At 60.1% G+C, this 15,882-nt stretch carries 12 protein-coding genes; 8 read left to right on the forward strand and 4 right to left on the reverse strand.

Annotated elements, in window-relative coordinates; translation table 11 throughout:
- Window positions 1-211 precede the first annotated feature (211 nt).
- The 6 genes from IB250_RS16235 to yccS all read left to right on the forward strand — a co-directional run bounded on the left by IB250_RS16235 (window position 212) and on the right by yccS (window position 9,887).
- Window positions 212-1,654 carry a TldD/PmbA family protein gene (locus IB250_RS16235; protein WP_192344861.1) on the forward strand — a complete coding sequence of 481 codons (1,443 nt, stop codon included), beginning with the start codon at window positions 212-214 and terminating at the stop codon, window positions 1,652-1,654.
- Window positions 1,654-3,003 (forward strand): TldD/PmbA family protein, encoded by a 1,350-nt coding sequence (locus tag IB250_RS16240; RefSeq protein WP_192344862.1) that lies wholly within the window; start codon window positions 1,654-1,656, stop codon window positions 3,001-3,003. Before IB250_RS16235 ends, IB250_RS16240 begins: the two co-directional genes overlap by 1 nt.
- A gap of 137 nt (window positions 3,004-3,140) precedes the next feature.
- Window positions 3,141-4,568: a multidrug transporter subunit MdtD gene (mdtD, locus tag IB250_RS16245; protein ID WP_192344863.1), complete on the forward strand. Its 1,428-nt coding sequence runs from the start codon at window positions 3,141-3,143 to the stop codon at window positions 4,566-4,568.
- A gap of 232 nt (window positions 4,569-4,800) precedes the next feature.
- The gene (gene dbpA / locus IB250_RS16250; RefSeq protein ID WP_238542572.1) at window positions 4,801-6,138 is read left to right on the forward strand and encodes an ATP-dependent RNA helicase DbpA; all 1,338 of its coding nucleotides are present in this window, start codon (window positions 4,801-4,803) and stop codon (window positions 6,136-6,138) included.
- A gap of 131 nt (window positions 6,139-6,269) precedes the next feature.
- A complete protein-coding gene (locus IB250_RS16255) occupies window positions 6,270-7,448 on the forward strand; it encodes an NAD(P)/FAD-dependent oxidoreductase (protein WP_192344864.1) in 1,179 nt (392 codons plus the stop codon).
- A gap of 255 nt (window positions 7,449-7,703) precedes the next feature.
- Window positions 7,704-9,887, forward strand: a complete 2,184-nt coding sequence (yccS, locus tag IB250_RS16260) for a YccS family putative transporter (protein ID WP_192344865.1) — start codon at window positions 7,704-7,706, stop codon at window positions 9,885-9,887.
- Window positions 9,888-10,037: 150 nt separating this feature from the next.
- Here yccS and IB250_RS16265 read toward each other — a convergent pair whose 3' ends face one another.
- A complete protein-coding gene (locus tag IB250_RS16265; protein WP_192344866.1) occupies window positions 10,038-10,775 on the reverse strand; it encodes a substrate-binding periplasmic protein in 738 nt (245 codons plus the stop codon).
- 257 nt (window positions 10,776-11,032) lie between these two features.
- Here IB250_RS16265 and IB250_RS16270 point away from each other — a divergent pair, with 257 nt between their 5' ends.
- Window positions 11,033-11,485, forward strand: a complete 453-nt coding sequence (locus tag IB250_RS16270; protein ID WP_192344867.1) for a GNAT family N-acetyltransferase — start codon at window positions 11,033-11,035, stop codon at window positions 11,483-11,485.
- Between the two features lie 125 nt (window positions 11,486-11,610).
- Here the strand turns inward: IB250_RS16270 and IB250_RS16275 are convergent, their stop codons facing one another.
- The 3 genes from IB250_RS16275 to IB250_RS16285 form a co-directional block, all read right to left on the reverse strand.
- The gene (locus tag IB250_RS16275; protein WP_007894945.1) at window positions 11,611-11,907 is read right to left on the reverse strand and encodes a winged helix-turn-helix domain-containing protein; all 297 of its coding nucleotides are present in this window, start codon (window positions 11,905-11,907) and stop codon (window positions 11,611-11,613) included.
- Window positions 11,908-12,025: 118 nt separating this feature from the next.
- A complete protein-coding gene (locus tag IB250_RS16280) occupies window positions 12,026-12,517 on the reverse strand; it encodes a M48 family metallopeptidase (protein WP_192345009.1) in 492 nt (163 codons plus the stop codon).
- A gap of 45 nt (window positions 12,518-12,562) precedes the next feature.
- Window positions 12,563-14,686: a putative bifunctional diguanylate cyclase/phosphodiesterase gene (locus tag IB250_RS16285; protein ID WP_192344868.1), complete on the reverse strand. Its 2,124-nt coding sequence runs from the start codon at window positions 14,684-14,686 to the stop codon at window positions 12,563-12,565.
- A gap of 316 nt (window positions 14,687-15,002) precedes the next feature.
- On the opposite strand from IB250_RS16285, the gene IB250_RS16290 reads away from it, so the two are divergent.
- Window positions 15,003-15,671, forward strand: coding sequence for a polysaccharide lyase family 7 protein (locus tag IB250_RS16290; RefSeq protein WP_192344869.1), 669 nt, complete (start codon window positions 15,003-15,005; stop codon window positions 15,669-15,671).
- Window positions 15,672-15,882 lie beyond the last annotated feature (211 nt).

A 15,882-nucleotide genomic window follows, 5' to 3' on the forward strand; every position in this document is an offset into this window, starting at 1 on the left:
GTGAACGCCAGAGATCAAATGTGGGAGCGGGCTTGCTCGCGAAGGGGCCCCAACAAACAATACATAATTTCCTGCTCCATACCGGGCAATCCTCTCTTACTCCGCTACGCCCTTGATCCTCCCCTTGCGCAGGCCTAATCTAGCGCCACGCAAACGTTTCTCCCCCTCGCAATACCGATACATCGCAACTCCATGCCAAGGAGGTTCCCGAATGTTCGATTTCCACCCCCAGCTCAAGCAGCGTTTTGCTGCCTTGCGCACGGGCGCTGAATTCTTTTCGTTGCGTTATGTGCGCGAGTCCGGCCAGTACCTGTCGGTGCGCAAGAACGTCGCCGAACCGCCGAGCCTGAGCCGTGACGAAGGCGCGATGCTGACCGTTCGGGTCAACGGCGTCGAAGCCTATGCCGCGACCAATGACCTGTCCCAATCCGGTCTGCAAGCCGCGCTGGAGAAAGCCGAGCAACAAGCCCGTCGACTCAGGCCTCACGCCCTGCTCGACCTGCGCGAGCAAGCCGTCTCCAGCGACCGCGCCGACTACTTATCACCCAATCTCGACCAGCCCTTCCCGTCCCTGAGCGATTGCTACCAGTTGCTCGGCGCCGAATCCGCCGCCGTGCCCAAGGACGAGCGACTGGTGAACTGGCAGGCGAGCATCGGCATCACCAACGTCGAGCAAATCTACCTCAACAGCGCCGGCGCCGAGCTGCGTCAGGCCCAGCGTTTCGTCTACCCGAGCATGGACGTCACCGCCTTCGACGGCAGCGACAGCCAGACCCGTAGCCTGGGCCGCGAGAACTTCGGCCAGCAGGGCGGCTTTGATGTGATCAGCCGTTGCGGCCTGATCGGTGCCGGCCCGAAAGTCGCCGATCAGGCGCTGCAATTGCTGCTGGCGCCGAACACCCCGCAAGGCCCGCGCGACTTGCTGCTGATGCCCGATCAAATGATGCTGCAGATCCACGAGTCCATCGGTCACCCGCTGGAACTGGACCGCATCCTGGGCGATGAGCGCAATTACGCCGGCACCAGTTTCGTCAAGGCAGAAGACTTCGGCAGCCTGCAATACGGCTCCGAACTGCTCAACGTGACGTTCGACCCGGACATCCCCGAGCAACTCGCCAGCTACGGCCATGACGACGACGGCAGCGCCGCCAGCAAACAATTTCTGATTAAAGAAGGTTTGTTGCTGCGGCCATTGGGCGGCGCGCTGTCGCAATTTCGTGCCGGCATGGATGGCGTTGCCAACAGCCGCGCCTGCGGCTGGAATCGTCCGCCGATCGACCGCATGGCCAACCTCAACATCGAGCCCGGCGATCAGCCGCTGGAACAGCTGATCGGCAACATCGAGCACGGCATTTTGATGAGCACCAACCGTTCGTGGTCCATCGACGATGCGCGCAACAAATTCCAGTTCGGTTGCGAATGGGGCCAGTTGATCGAAAACGGCGAACTCAAGGGTGTGGTGAAGAACCCGAACTACCGGGCGATTTCCGCACAGTTCTGGAAAAGCCTCAGCGCTGTCGGCGATGCCAACACCGTCAAAGTGCTAGGCACGCCGAACTGCGGCAAGGGCGAACCGAATCAGGTGATCCGCGTCGGCCATGCGTCGCCGGCCTGTGTGTTCAGCCATGTGGATGTGTTTGGGGGAGATGCCTGATGAGTACTGCCACGAGCACTTCAAATAGCCAGGCCGAGTCGTTCAAGGCCCTGGTCAACTGGTTGCGCAATGCACTGCGCACGCCGGAGCAATTCACCCTCAGCTACGCCGCCGAGTCGTCGGCTTTCGTGCGTTTCAACCACGCCAAGGTCCGTCAGGCCGGGCAGGTGCAGCAGGCGAGTGTCGGGTTCAAACTGATTAACGATGGTCGTCATGCCGATCTGAATATCACGTTGTCGGGCGACCACGAAGTCGATCTTCAGCGTCTGGCCGAAGGCCTGCAACAGTTGCGCGAAACCTTGCCACTGTTGCCTCAGGATCCATACCTGCTGCTTAACCAGAACGACTGGCAGAGCAACAACGTGCAGGAGCATCCGCTGCCGGACACCGAGCAAGTGGTCGCTGAAATCACCCAGGCTGCCGAAGGCCTGGATCTGGTCGGCTTCTATGCCGCCGGGCCGATCAGTCGCGGTTTCGCCAGTTCCTCGGGCGCGTTCGGCTGGCATCAGGCCAACAGCTTCAACTTCGATTTCAGCCTGTTTCATGAAAACGGTCAGGCGGTGAAGGCCAGCTATGCCGGGCACGACTGGAGCAGCGAAGGGTTTGCCAGGCGCTTCCAGCAGGCCCGCGAGCAATTGGCGTTTCTGGGGCGGCCATTGCGCACGCTGGCGCCCGGCGAATACCGCGCCTACCTGGCGCCGGCAGCGCTGGAAGAAATCATGGGCATGTTGAGCTGGGGCGGTTTTTCGGCCCAGGCGATTGCCAGCAAACAGAGCCCGTTGCAGAAGTTCTACGCCAGCGAAGCCTGCTTCAGCCCCAGCGTATGGTTGAGTGAGCAGGTCAGCGGTTCCTTGAGCCCGGCGTTTTCCGACGAAGGTTATCCTCGCGATGATCTGGGGTTGATCGCCAAAGGCATGGCCAATGCCCGACTGATCAATTCCCGCAGCGCTGCCGAATACGACCTTATCGCCAACGGCGCCAGCAGCCACGAATACCCGACGGCGCTGGTCATGCAAGGCGGTAATCTTGCGCAGGCGGACATCCTCAAGCGCCTCGGCACCGGGCTCTACATCAGCAACCTGTGGTACCTGAACTACTCGGACCAACCGGCGGCGCGCCTGACCGGCATGACGCGATTTGCGACCTTCTGGGTCGAGAACGGCGAGATTCAGGCACCGGTCAGCACCATGCGTTTCGATGACAGCGTCTACAGCCTGCTCGGTTCGCAGCTGGAAGCGTTGACCGAGGAGCGTGAATTGCTGCTGTCGGCCAGCACCTACAGTCAGCGGGCGACTGCTTCGGCGTTATTGCCCGGTGCGCTCGTCAGCCGACTGACGTTGACGCTCTGACCCAGATCGTTCCCACGCTCTGCGTGGGAACGCCGCCCGGGACGCTCCGCGTCCCATTGCAGGCGTGACGCAGAGCGTCACAGGATGCATTCCCACGCGGAGCGTGGGAACGATCATCTCCGCCCACAAGAGGTCCCATGCCCAACCGCCCACCTCTCGACGCCGCCACCGCCCGCTGGGTACCGTGGGTTGTGGCCATTGCCTTCTTCATGCAGTCCCTCGACGGGACTATCCTCAATACCGCCCTCCCCGCCATGGCCCGGGACCTGGCCGAAGATCCGCTGCGCATGCAGGGCGTCATCATCGCCTACATGCTCACCGTCGCCTTACTGATCCCCGCCTCCGGCTGGATCGCCGACCGCTTCGGCACCCGGAAAATCTTCTTCGGTGCGATCCTCCTGTTCAGCTTCGGCTCATTGCTTTGCGCCTTGTCCAGCACCCTGAGCATGCTCATCGGCGCCCGGGTGATCCAGGGCCTCGGTGGCGCGTTGATGTTGCCGGTCGGGCGTTTGGTGGTGCTGCGCGCCTATCCGCGCTCGGAGCTGGTGCGGATCATGGGGTTCATTACCATTCCCGGCCTGCTCGGCCCGCTGATCGGCCCGACCATGGGCGGCTGGATGGTGCAATACCTGACCTGGCATTGGATCTTTCTGATCAACCTGCCGGTAGGTGTCCTCGGTTGCTACGCGGTGTGGAAATTCATCCCTGACCTGCGCGGCAGTGAACGCACCCGCTTTGATAGCCTGGGCTTTTTGCTGTTCGGTGCGGCGATGGTGCTGATCACCATCGCCATGGAAGGCCTCGGCGAACTGCACCTGCCGCACTTGCGGGTGATGTTGCTGCTGTTTGGCGGCATGGCGTGTCTGGCGGCGTATTGGCTGCGGGCCGGGCACATCGACAATCCGCTGTTTGCGCCATCACTGTTCAAGACCCGGACCTTCGCCGTGGGCATCCTCGGCAACCTGTTCGCTCGCCTCGGCAGCGGCGCCCTGCCCTTTCTGGTGCCGTTGCTGCTGCAAGTGGCGCTGGGTTACTCGCCGTCTCAGGCCGGGATGAGCATGCTGCCCCTGGCTGCAGCCGCAATGGTCGCCAAGTCGGTGGCGCGGCCGCTGATCGAACGCTTCGGCTACCGCAGCGTGCTGACCGGCAACACACTGGCGCTGGGGATCATGCTGGCCAGCATGGGCCTGGTCAGCGAGCAGACGCCGTATTGGCTGCTGCTGGCTCAGTTGGCGGTTCTGGGGGCGATCAACTCCTTGCAGTTCACCGCGATGAACACCGTCACCCTGATCGACCTCGACGACGCCAGCGCCAGCAGCGGCAACAGTTTGCTGTCGGTGGTCGCGCAATTGTCCCTGAGCCTCGGTGTGGCCTGCGCCGGCGCCCTGCTCGGTGGCTTCACGGCAGAGATCGGCAATGACGGCGTGGACACGGTTCTGGGCGCGTTCCAGCTGACGTTTGTGACGGTCGGAATCATGGCGATGCTGGCTGCAACGATCTTCTCGCAGCTTTCGCCCAAGGATGGCCGACGGATGGTCAGCCGCGAGCACGATATCGAGCACTGATTTGTAGCAGCTGCCGAGGCACGAGACTGCGTCGGGCTGCGAAGCGGCCCCCCTAAGGCGGTCCTGCGGACACGCAACGCAGCCTCGTGCCTCGGCAGCTGCTACGACTTCTCGTCCGGAAACTTCAGGCGAATGGCCATGAGACTGATACACTGCGCGACATTTTGTTTTGCAGGCCAGTCCCGTGACCACCATCGCCACCGCTTTTAATACTTTGCCGCTGTCCGCCGCCATGCTGGCTAACCTCGACTCCCTCGGTTATGCCCAGATGACGCCGATCCAGGCGCAAAGCTTGCCGGTGATCCTCAAGGGGATGGACCTGATCGCCCAGGCCAAGACCGGCAGCGGCAAAACCGCCGCCTTCGGTATCGGCTTGCTGAACCCGATCAATCCGCGCTTCTTCGGTTGTCAGGCGCTGGTCATTTGCCCGACTCGCGAGCTGGCTGACCAAGTCGCCAAGGAAATCCGTCGTCTGGCCCGCGCCGAAGACAACATCAAGGTCCTGACCCTGTGTGGCGGCGTGTCCTTCGGCCCGCAGATCGGCTCGCTGGAGCACGGCGCGCACATCATCGTCGGCACCCCGGGGCGTATCCAGCAGCACCTGCGCAAGGGTTCGCTGGTGCTCCATGGCCTGAACACGCTGATCCTCGACGAAGCCGATCGCATGCTCGACATGGGTTTCTACGATTCCATCGAAGAAATCATCGCCCAGACCCCGGAGCGCCGCCAGACCCTGCTGTTCTCCGCCACGTACCCGGTGGGCATCAAGCAACTGGCGTCGAAATTCATGCGCACCCCTCAGATCGTGAAGGCCGAGGCGTTCCACGACGATACGCAGATCGAGCAGCGCTTCTACGAGATCTCTCCGGAAGAGCGCATGGACGCGGTGGTCAAAGTCCTCGCGCATTTCCGTCCGGCGTCCTGCGTGGCCTTCTGCTTCACCAAGCAGCAGGTTCAGGAAACCGTTGATCACCTGACCTCCAAAGGCATCTCCGCCGTCGGTCTGCAGGGTGATCTGGAACAGCGTGACCGCGATCAGGTATTGGCCATGTTCGCCAACCGCAGCACTTCGGTGCTGGTTGCCACTGATGTCGCCGCGCGCGGTCTGGACATCGATATGCTAGACATGGTGATCAACGTCGAACTGGCCCGTGACTCGGAAATCCACATCCACCGTGTCGGCCGTACCGGTCGTGCGGGCGAGAAAGGCATCGCGATCAGCCTGGTCGCACCGTCCGAAGCCCACCGCGCCCAAGCTATCGAGCAGCTGCAGAAGTCGCCGTTGAGCTGGGATCAGCTGAGCAACCTCAAATCCCAGGGCGGCGCACCGCTGCTGCCGGTGATGAGCACGCTGTGCATCGGCGCTGGCCGTAAAGACAAGGTACGTCCGGGCGACATTCTCGGTGCGCTGACCGGCGATGCCGGCATCCCGGGCGCCCAGGTCGGCAAGATCGCGATTTTCGACTTCCAGGCCTATGTGGCCGTGGAACGCGGGATCGCCAAGCAAGCCTTGCAGCGCCTGAACGACGGTAAAATCAAAGGCCGCTCGCTGCGCGTGCGTATCCTCTAACCCGATCGTTCCCACGCTCTGCGTGGGAATGCATCCCGTGACGCTCCGCGTCACATAACAGCGGACGCAGAGCGTCCATGGCGGCATTCCCACGCAGAGCGTGGGAACGATCATTGTGTGAGGACACCGTTTTGCGCTCTACCGAAGTCGTGATCATTGGCGCTGGCGCCGCAGGGTTGATGTGTGCGCTGACCGCCGCCGGGCGCGGGCGCAAAGTGATGTTGCTTGACCATGCGAACAAGGCCGGCAAGAAAATCCTCATGTCGGGCGGTGGCCGCTGCAATTTCACCAACATGTACACCGAACCGGGCAATTTCCTCTCGCAGAACGAGCACTTCTGCAAATCCGCGCTGGCGCGCTACACCCAGTGGGATTTCATCGGTCTGGTGGCCAAACATGGCGTGCCGTACCACGAGAAGAAACTCGGCCAGTTGTTCTGCGATAACAAATCCAGCGACATCCTCCAAATGCTGCTCGATGAATGCGATCAGGTCGGCGTCAGCCTGCACCTGGACACCTCGATCCAGACCATCGAGAAGCTGGAAAGCGGTTATCTGCTGGATACCACGCTGGGCCAGGTCACGTGTGAATCCCTGGTGATCGCCACTGGCGGCTTGTCAATTCCGACCCTCGGTGCCACCGGTTTCGGTTATCAAGTGGCCAAACAGTTCGGTCATGATCTGCTGCCAACCCGCGCAGGCCTCGTGCCGTTCACCATCACCGATCAGCTCAAGGAGCTTTGCACCGAGCTGTCCGGTACGTCGGTGGACTGCCTGGTGAGCTGCAACGACCAGAGTTTCCGCGAAAACATCCTGTTCACCCACCGAGGCCTCAGCGGACCGGCGATCTTGCAGATTTCGTCGTTCTGGGAGTCCGGCGACACGGTGGAAATCAACCTGATGCCGGATCACGACGTGCCGACCTGGCTGCAACAGCAGCAGGCCGAACGTCCCAACAGCGAGTTGAAAACCCTGCTCGGTGAAATCTTCACCAAGAAAATGGCCAACCTGTTGGCGGACAACTGGTTCGTCTCCAAACCGATGAAGCAGTACACCCACGCCGAGCTGGCGGACATCGCCGAAAAACTGGCGAGCTGGAAAGTCGTACCGGCCGGCACTGAAGGCTACCGCACTGCCGAAGTGACCCTGGGCGGCGTCGACACTCGCGAAGTGTCGTCCAAGACCATGGAATCGCTGAAAAGCCCCGGCCTGTACTTCATCGGTGAAGTGCTCGACGTTACCGGGCATCTGGGCGGATTCAATTTCCAGTGGGCCTGGGCTTCAGGCTACGCCGCCGCGCAATTCGTCTGACCACATCACTCGCTGCAGGACTGTGTAGGAGCTGTCGAGTGAAACGAGGCTGCGATCTTTTGACTTTGCTTTTTAAACGCAAGATCAAAAGATCGCAGCCTTCGGCAGCTCCTACAGGGGATTTCATTCCAAGGTGATAAACCCATGTTCGCCAGGGAAGGAACAGATTTTGCTGTCAGATGTGATCGGCGCCATTGCGTCGGCGTCATTAGTGGCTCAATTTAGCGTCATTGCCTCGGAAGGCCTTCGCACTTCATGTCATCGACCACATTTCGGCAGTCTCTGCGCCGCCTCTGGGCGCTGGATAAATTCAGCTACAGCGTGCGGGTATTCATCGCCCTGACCGGCAGCATGGCGCTGTGTTGGTATCAGGATGAAATGGGGCTGCTGATCCCGTTGTTCCTGGGGATCATCGCCAGCGCCCTGGCCGAGACCGACGACAGTTGGCAGGGTCGCCTCAACGCGCTGGCCGTGACGCTGGTGTGTTTCATGGTCGCGGCCCTGTCCGTCGAACTGCTCTTCCCCTACCCCGTCCTTTTTATCATCGCCTTTGCCCTGGCCAGCTTCTGCCTGACCATGCTCGGCGCGCTGGGCGAACGTTATGGCGCGATTGCTTCGGCAACGTTGATTCTGTCGGTCTACACCATGATCGGCGTGGACCAGCGCGGTGGCGCGGTCACTGATTTCTGGCACGAACCGGTGCTGCTGGTGGCCGGTGCGGCCTGGTACGGCTTGCTCTCGGTGCTGTGGCAGGCGCTGTTTTCCAACCAGCCGGTGCAGCAAAGCCTGGCGCGGTTGTTCCGTGAACTGGGTTATTACTTGAAGCTGAAATCGTCGCTGTTCGAACCGATCCGGCAGATGGACGTGCAAGCGCAGCGCCTGGAACTGGCCCAACAGAATGGTCGGGTGGTGGCAGCCCTGAACGCCGCCAAGGAAATCATTCTGCATCGGGTCGGCGACGGTCGGCCGGGGGTGAAAGTCAGCCGTTATCTGAAGCTGTACTTCCTCGCCCAGGACATTCACGAGCGAGCCAGTTCCTCGCACTACCCCTATAACGCGCTGGCCGAAGCGTTCTTCCACAGCGACGTGCTGTTCCGCTGTCAGCGCCTGCTGCGCCAGCAAGGCAAGGCTTGCCGCGCGCTGGCCGAATCGATCCAGATGCGCCAGCCGTTCACCTACGACGCAAGCTTCGCCGAGGCCCTGAGCGACCTGCACGCCTCCCTCGAACACCTTCGTATCCAGAGCAATCCGGCCTGGCGCGGCCTGTTGCGTTCGTTGCGAGCGCTGGCCGCCAATCTCGGTACCCTCGACCGTTTGCTCAGCGACGCCAGCAACCCCGATGCGCTCGCAGACGCCACCGACAGCAGCTTGCTCGACCGTTCGCCACGCAGCCTCAAGGATGTCTGGATACGTTTGCGCACGCAGCTGACGCCGACCTCATTGCTGTTCCGCCATGCCCTGCGCCTGCCCCTGGCGCTAAGCATTGGCTATGCGATGGTGCATTTGATCCACCCGTCGCAGGGATACTGGATCATCCTCACCACGCTGTTTGTCTGTCAGCCGAACTACGGCGCCACCCGGCGCAAACTCGGGCAGCGGATTATCGGCACCGCCATCGGTCTGACCGTGGCCTGGGCGCTATTCGATCTGTTCCCGAACCCGTTGATTCAGTCGAGCTTCGCCATCCTTGCCGGGGTGGTGTTCTTTACCAACCGCACCACCCGCTACACCCTGGCGACTGCCGCGATCACGCTCATGGTGTTGTTCTGCTTCAACCAGGTGGGCGATGGTTATGGGCTGCTTCTGCCGCGACTGTTCGATACCTTGCTCGGCAGTCTGATCGCCGGGCTGGCGGTATTCCTGTTCCTGCCGGACTGGCAGGGTCGACGCCTGAACAAAGTGCTGGCCAACACCCTCACCTGCAACAGCATTTACCTGCGCCAGATCATGCAGCAATACGCCGCCGGCAAAAGCGACGACCTGGCTTATCGCCTGGCCCGGCGCAACGCGCACAACGCCGATGCCGCGTTGTCGACGACGCTGGCCAATATGCTGATGGAGCCGGGGCACTTTCGTAAGGAAGCGGACGTCGGGTTTCGTTTCCTGGTGCTGTCGCACACCTTGCTCAGCTATTTGTCGGGGCTGGGGGCACACCGCGAAACCCAACTGCCAACGGAGGTGCGCGAGCATTTGATCGATGGCGCCGGCGTGAGCCTGGCTGCCAGCCTCAACGAAATCGCCCAAGGACTGGCGAGCAAACAGCCGATTGCGATTCAGAGTGATGAGGAAGAAGCGCTGGCCAATGGGCTGGAACAAATGCCGGATGAGATCGATGAAGGGCAGCGGTTGGTGCAGACGCAACTGGCGTTGATCTGCCGGCAGCTGGGGCCGTTGCGGACGTTGGCGGCGCATTTGATCAAGGATACGAGCGGGGCTTGAGATTTTTAGTGACCGGGCTGGCCTCTTCGCGAGCAAGCCCGCTCCCACATTAGATCTGTAGTGTTCATAAAATAAATGTTCACCGCAGATCTAATGTGGGAGCGGGCTTGCTCGCGAAGGCGTCATCGGCCACACCACAATACCCGGCACTTACATCCCATGCTGCCTGAGCAACTTCTCATAACTCCCATCAGCCTTCATCGCCGCAATCTCACGGTCGAAACCGGCAACGATCTGTTCATGCTGCGGGTTCTTCAGGCTCACCAGAATATGCAGGCTGTTCTCGCTCAATGGCTTGGGCAAAAACTCCACGGCATTGCGTACCTTGAATGACTCCCGAGCCAGGTAATACCGGGCGACAAACTCGTCTTCCAGAGTCAGCTTGACCCGGTCGGCCGCGACCATGCGTACGGCCATGGCGAAGCTATGCACGGGTACTTTCTGCAGCGACACATCGTCGTCGAATGCTTGCGAATAGGCATAACCGCGTACTACCGCTATCGGGAAAGTGTGCAGTTGTTGCAGGTTGTTGAATTCGATCGGCGTGTCTTTGCGCTTGAGAAAGCGCACGCGATTGAGCAGGTACTCGCCGGAAAACTGCCCCAGCTTCGTGCGCTCATCGGTGTACCAGGCGTTGACCAGCACGTCGTAACGCCCCTCGCCTATCCCAAACAAGGCTCGCGCCCACGGCACCTGTTCGAAATCACTGCCATAACCGGCCCGGGCCAGCGCGGTGCTAACGATGTCCGTGGCCAGTCCGCCATTGACCAGCGTGGCGTCGGTAAAGGGTGGCCAGGCATCGGCTACCAGACGCAGCTTTTGCGCTGCCGCACTCTGTGTCAGCAACAGCAATCCAATCAAAGCAAACGCTCGATGCAATCGCGGCATGCCAGAAAATCCTTAGCGGGCGGGTTGCCCGACGTGTTTTCAGCCAAAACTCCAAGGCCCCTTTAGCGGCGAAACCCAGGTCCTAACATTAGCTTATCGACGACATTGCACAGCGCTGCATCGCAGATTACACAAAGAAGACAATCTCGCGAGAAATGAATGATGGCATTTTGGCCTTTGTCACAGATTTCTTTGCCATAAAGACATCCCGCCTCAGGACGCTTAGTATCGGAGCACGTTGTTCAAGGAATCTGAAGATGACAATCGATTGGGTCTGCAAGCACCACAGCGATCTGGGTAAAGAGCAGCTTTATGCCATTTTGCAGCTGCGCGCGGAGGTGTTCATCGTCGAGCAGAAATGCCTTTATCAGGACATCGACGGCCAGGATCTGGAAGGTGACACTTGCCATCTGATGGGCTGGGACGGGGATCGTCTGGTGGCTTACCTGCGCTTGCTCGACCCGGAGTTACAGGGCGGCGACGTGGTGATTGGCCGGGTGATCATTGCTCCCGCTGCACGCCGCACCGGGCTTGGGCATGAGTTGATGAGCCAGGCATTGAAACAGGCCGAAAAGCACTGGCCTGAAGTGCCGGTCTACCTCTCGGCCCAGGCGCATTTGCAGGGGTATTACGGGCGGTACGGGTTTGTGGTGGTGGGTGAGGAATACCTGGAAGATGACATTCCGCATATCGGGATGCGTCGCCCATAAAGGCCTCTTCGCGAGCAAGCCCGCTCCCACATTTGATCTGCGATATGCACCTGTTTTGTATTCACGGCGATCCAGTGTGGGAGCGGGCTTGCTCGCGAAGGCGTCAGCCGCAACACCACAAAATCTCAGGGATATTCCAACACCGCTTTGATCTGCCGCAGATTGCGCTCGATCCACCCCCGATCAATCGCCCCCCACTCGCGAATCCGATAGCGCCCCGCATGATTGCGCGCGCCTTCTTCCTGCTCGAATTCACAAACGATATCCAGATCCGCCAATGCCGCAATGGTGTCCTGGGCCGTGCGCCGAGGCATGCCGGTGACTTCGGTCAACGCCGGGACGCTGCTGGCCAGCCCGCTGTCGATCAGGTACGCCACGTACAACCGGCGGTAGAAGCTGCTTTTGGTCTTGCTCACGTCCATCCATGCGCTCCTTATTAGAAGATCAAGATCAAGATCAAGATCAAAAGATCGCAGCCTTCGGCAGCTCCTACGCGCCTGTGGGCGCCGCCGAAGGCTGCGATCTTTTGATCCTGATCTTCTATTGCATATCCCGCCACGTCAGGTACACCCGCAAATCGAACTCCACCTGGTGATACCCCGGCAACATGTGTTCGCACAGCTTGTAGAACGCCTTGTTGTGATCCGACTCTTTGAAATGCGCCAATTCATGCACCACGATCATTTTCAGAAACTCGGAGGGCGCGTCCTTGAACAACGAGGCCACGCGAATTTCTTTCTTGGCCTTGAGCTTGCCGCCCTGTACCCGGGAGATCGCGGTGTGCAGGCCGAGCGCGCGGTGGGTCAGGTCCAGACGGTTGTCGAATAACACCTTGTCGATCGCCGGGGCGTTACGCAGGTATTCCTGCTTGAGGTCCAAGGCATAGGTGTACAGCGCCTTGTCGCTCTGCACCCCGTGCTTTTGCGGATATCGCTGGCTCAGGTAGTCGCCCAGCCGACCTTCGGCGATCATCTGGCGCACCTGGTCCTGCAACTTGGCGGGATAGGCCTGGAGGTATTTCAACGCGGTCATTGGGGCGGCAACACGAGTCACGAAAAGGTCGCCAGTGTAACGAATTCAACTCGTCAGCGCGCTCCAGTCGAACGGCTCGACAAAGTGACGGGTGTCCTCGGCCATCAACGGCCGCGCGACCAGAAACCCCTGCACATACTGGCAACCGTTGGCTTGCAGCCATTCATATTGCTCCACGGTCTCCACCCCTTCAGCGATGACTAGCAGGCCGAACTGTTTGCACAAGTCGATGACACTGCGCGCCAGCGCTGCATCCCGTTCGGATCCCGGCAACCGGGCGATCAAATGCCGGTCGAGTTTGAGCGTGTCCAGTTCCAGGTCGCGCAAGTGCGCCAGCGAACAAGCTCCGGAACCAAAATCATCCAGCGCCACCCGCACTCCCAAATTGCGCAGCAAACGCAGCTGTTTACGGGTTTCGTCGGGGTTAAGCATCAAGGCCTCTTCCGTGACCTCGACCTCCAGCTGCCGCGGTTTCAAACCATGGCGCTCCAGCACCTGGCGCAGCTCGGTGACCAGATTGGGCAAACCAAATTGCGTGCTGCTCAAACTGACGCCCAGCACCAGATCTTCGGCAAACAAAATTTCCCAGGCTTTTCGCTGTTTGGCCCCACGATGATAAATCCAGCTACCCAGGCGACTGATCAACCGCGCCTCTTCCAGCAACGGCAAAAACAGCCCCGGCGGTACATCGCCGACACTCGGATGCTGCCAGCGCAGCAACGCCTCGAACCCGCGAATCTGCCCGTCGGCAATGGCCACCTGAGGCTGATACACCAGGTTGAAATCACGGTTCTCGATGGCCGTGCGCACGCTCTCTTCGAGCATCAGCCGCGAGCGCGCCCGGCCGTTCATTTCGTGATCGTAGAAGCGATATTGCTGACGCCCGGCACGCTTGGCTTCGTACATGGCGATGTCGGACGCGCGCATCAACCCGTCGAGATTAGCCCCACAATCGGGATAAGTGGCGATGCCGATACTGGCGCCCAAGGCGATGTCCATGCCTTCGATTTGCTGACAGATCGACACCCGCTCGATGAGCTTCTCGGCAATTTTTGCCGCGTGCTCGGGGAGCTCAAGATCCAGCAGCGCGGTGAACTCATCGCCCCCCATCCGCGCCAGAATATCGAAGGGCCGCAGACATGCCTTCAGCTGCTCGGACACCCAACGCAACACCCGGTCGCCCGCATCGTGGCCGAGGGAATCATTGACCCGCTTGAAGCCGTCGAGGTCCAGGTACAACAGCACCCACGTGCTGTCGGAGCGTTCGCCGCGCAGCAGCAGGTTTTCAACGGTCTGATAGAAACCCCGGCGATTGAGCAGCCCGGTCAGTGGATCGGTCACCGCCTGAAACTCCAGCTGCTGATGCAGATGGTGAACCACCGACATGTCCAGCACCGTCACTACCATGGCACGTTGCTCGGTGGGCAAAGGCGCGCAGGACAACGCCACCGGCACTTGCTGACCGGGCGCGGTACGCAGTAACGCATCGTGCAGGCGCAGGGTTTCACCGCGCTTGTAGCCGGCAAACAATTCGGAGTCAGCCCAGATCGGAATGTGCGGCTTTTGCAGGAAATCCAGAAACTCCTTGCCTTGAAGCTCATGCACCGTGGCATTGAGCAAGCGGGACATCGCCGGATTGGCAAAGCGAATCAGCCCGTCCTCGCCCACCACCAGAATGCCTTCGGCGGCGTTATCCAGCACCGAGGCATTGAAGGCACGAGCGACTTCCAGGTCATGGCTCAACTGCTGCAAGGCACGGCGATTACGCTGATGCTCGAGCAGGGCCTGGACTTTGGGTTTGAGAATTTGCGGGTCGAACGGTTTGAACAGGTAATCCACCGCGCCACTGGCGTAGCCCTTGATCACGGCGTCCTGGGATTGTTCGTTGGCGGTAAGAAAAATGATCGGCGTGAGGCGGGTTCGCTGACTGCCACGCATCAGGCGCGCCACTTCGAAACCGTCCATACCCGGCATCTGCACGTCCAGCAGTACCAGGTCGACATCGTGTTCGAGTAACAGGCTGAGCGCTTCAAACCCGGAAGCCGCGGTGATGACCTGCCAGTCCTGGCGCTGTAACAACGCGCGCATGCTGATCAGGTTTTCGGGGTAATCATCAACAATTAAAAGGATTGAGCTGCCTTCAGCTGGCATAGGTTGTGCGCATTCCATGCTGCATCTCTTGTTCGGGACCTCAGGCCGGGCCTCTTGTGAAAACCGGACACATAATGCGACTTCACTCTAGACCTGGATCCACAAAAGCAGAAGCTACCGGTGTGCCATCACTTCAGTAAGTTTCATATAGCCGACTAACGGTCAGTCCTACAGCCCCCGTAAACCGGGAAAGATGGCATTTCGACAGGATGTTGACGTCAACCATCTGCCAAATGGGCATTAACAAACAACCGTTCTACGTTTATAAAGACAGCCCGAAGGCGCGAGCTAGAGCTTCTTGCACGTGCGTACAGAAAAAAGTGGAAGCTTGAATATGATCGATCTCGCAACCTGGAACCTCAGCGTTCCTGTCGGCAGTCCGCCGTACACCGTCGAAACAACCAAACTGGTGGACGGCTTCAAGGATCAGTACTTCCACTCCGACACCGGCACCTTGTTTTTCTGGTCCCCGGTAACCGGCACCCGCACTGAAAACGCGATTTACCCTCGCACCGAACTGCGCGAAACCTACAGCAATGGCACGCTGAAAAACTGGTACTACCCCGACGCGGACAACTTTCTGCGTGCGACCCTTACGGTCAGCAAGGTACCCAGCACGGGCAAGATCGTCATTGGCCAGATCCACGCCTACAACAGCCAGAAGCCCATGGTGAAAGTCGAGTATCAATACAAGGACTACAGCGCGACCGGCAACATCGTCGCCAAAGTCCGCATGCACCCCGACGACGACACCGCCCGGGTCATCACCATCGCCACTGGCGTAAAACTCGACCGGGAATTTTCCTACCTCATCCACCTCAGCCCCGGAGGCGCATTGGGCATCAGTGCGGCGGGCTACCAGTGGGACACCGACATCAGCGCGATGTGGCGTGATAAACCGCTGTACTTCAAGGCCGGCGTCTACGTGCAGGACAACACCGGGTACACCAGCGAAGGCGGGGAAGTGACGTTCAGCAAGCTGGATATCGATCACGATACCTGAGGCGACTCGATCTCCTGTAGCAGCTTCCGAGCCCGCGAGGCTGCGTTCGGCCGCGAAGCGGCCGCCGTCCGGCACATACGTTTTACCTGAAAAAACGTGAAGCCTGATTTTGCGACTGCGATGCAGCCGAACGCAGCCTCGCAAGCTCGACAGCTGCTACGGGCAAAGAACGAACTTGGCATCTACAAAACCCGTAGGACTGCTCCCTCGC

Source organism: Pseudomonas sp. PDM09, assembly GCF_014852305.1.
Taxonomy (GTDB): Bacteria; Pseudomonadota; Gammaproteobacteria; order Pseudomonadales; family Pseudomonadaceae; genus Aquipseudomonas.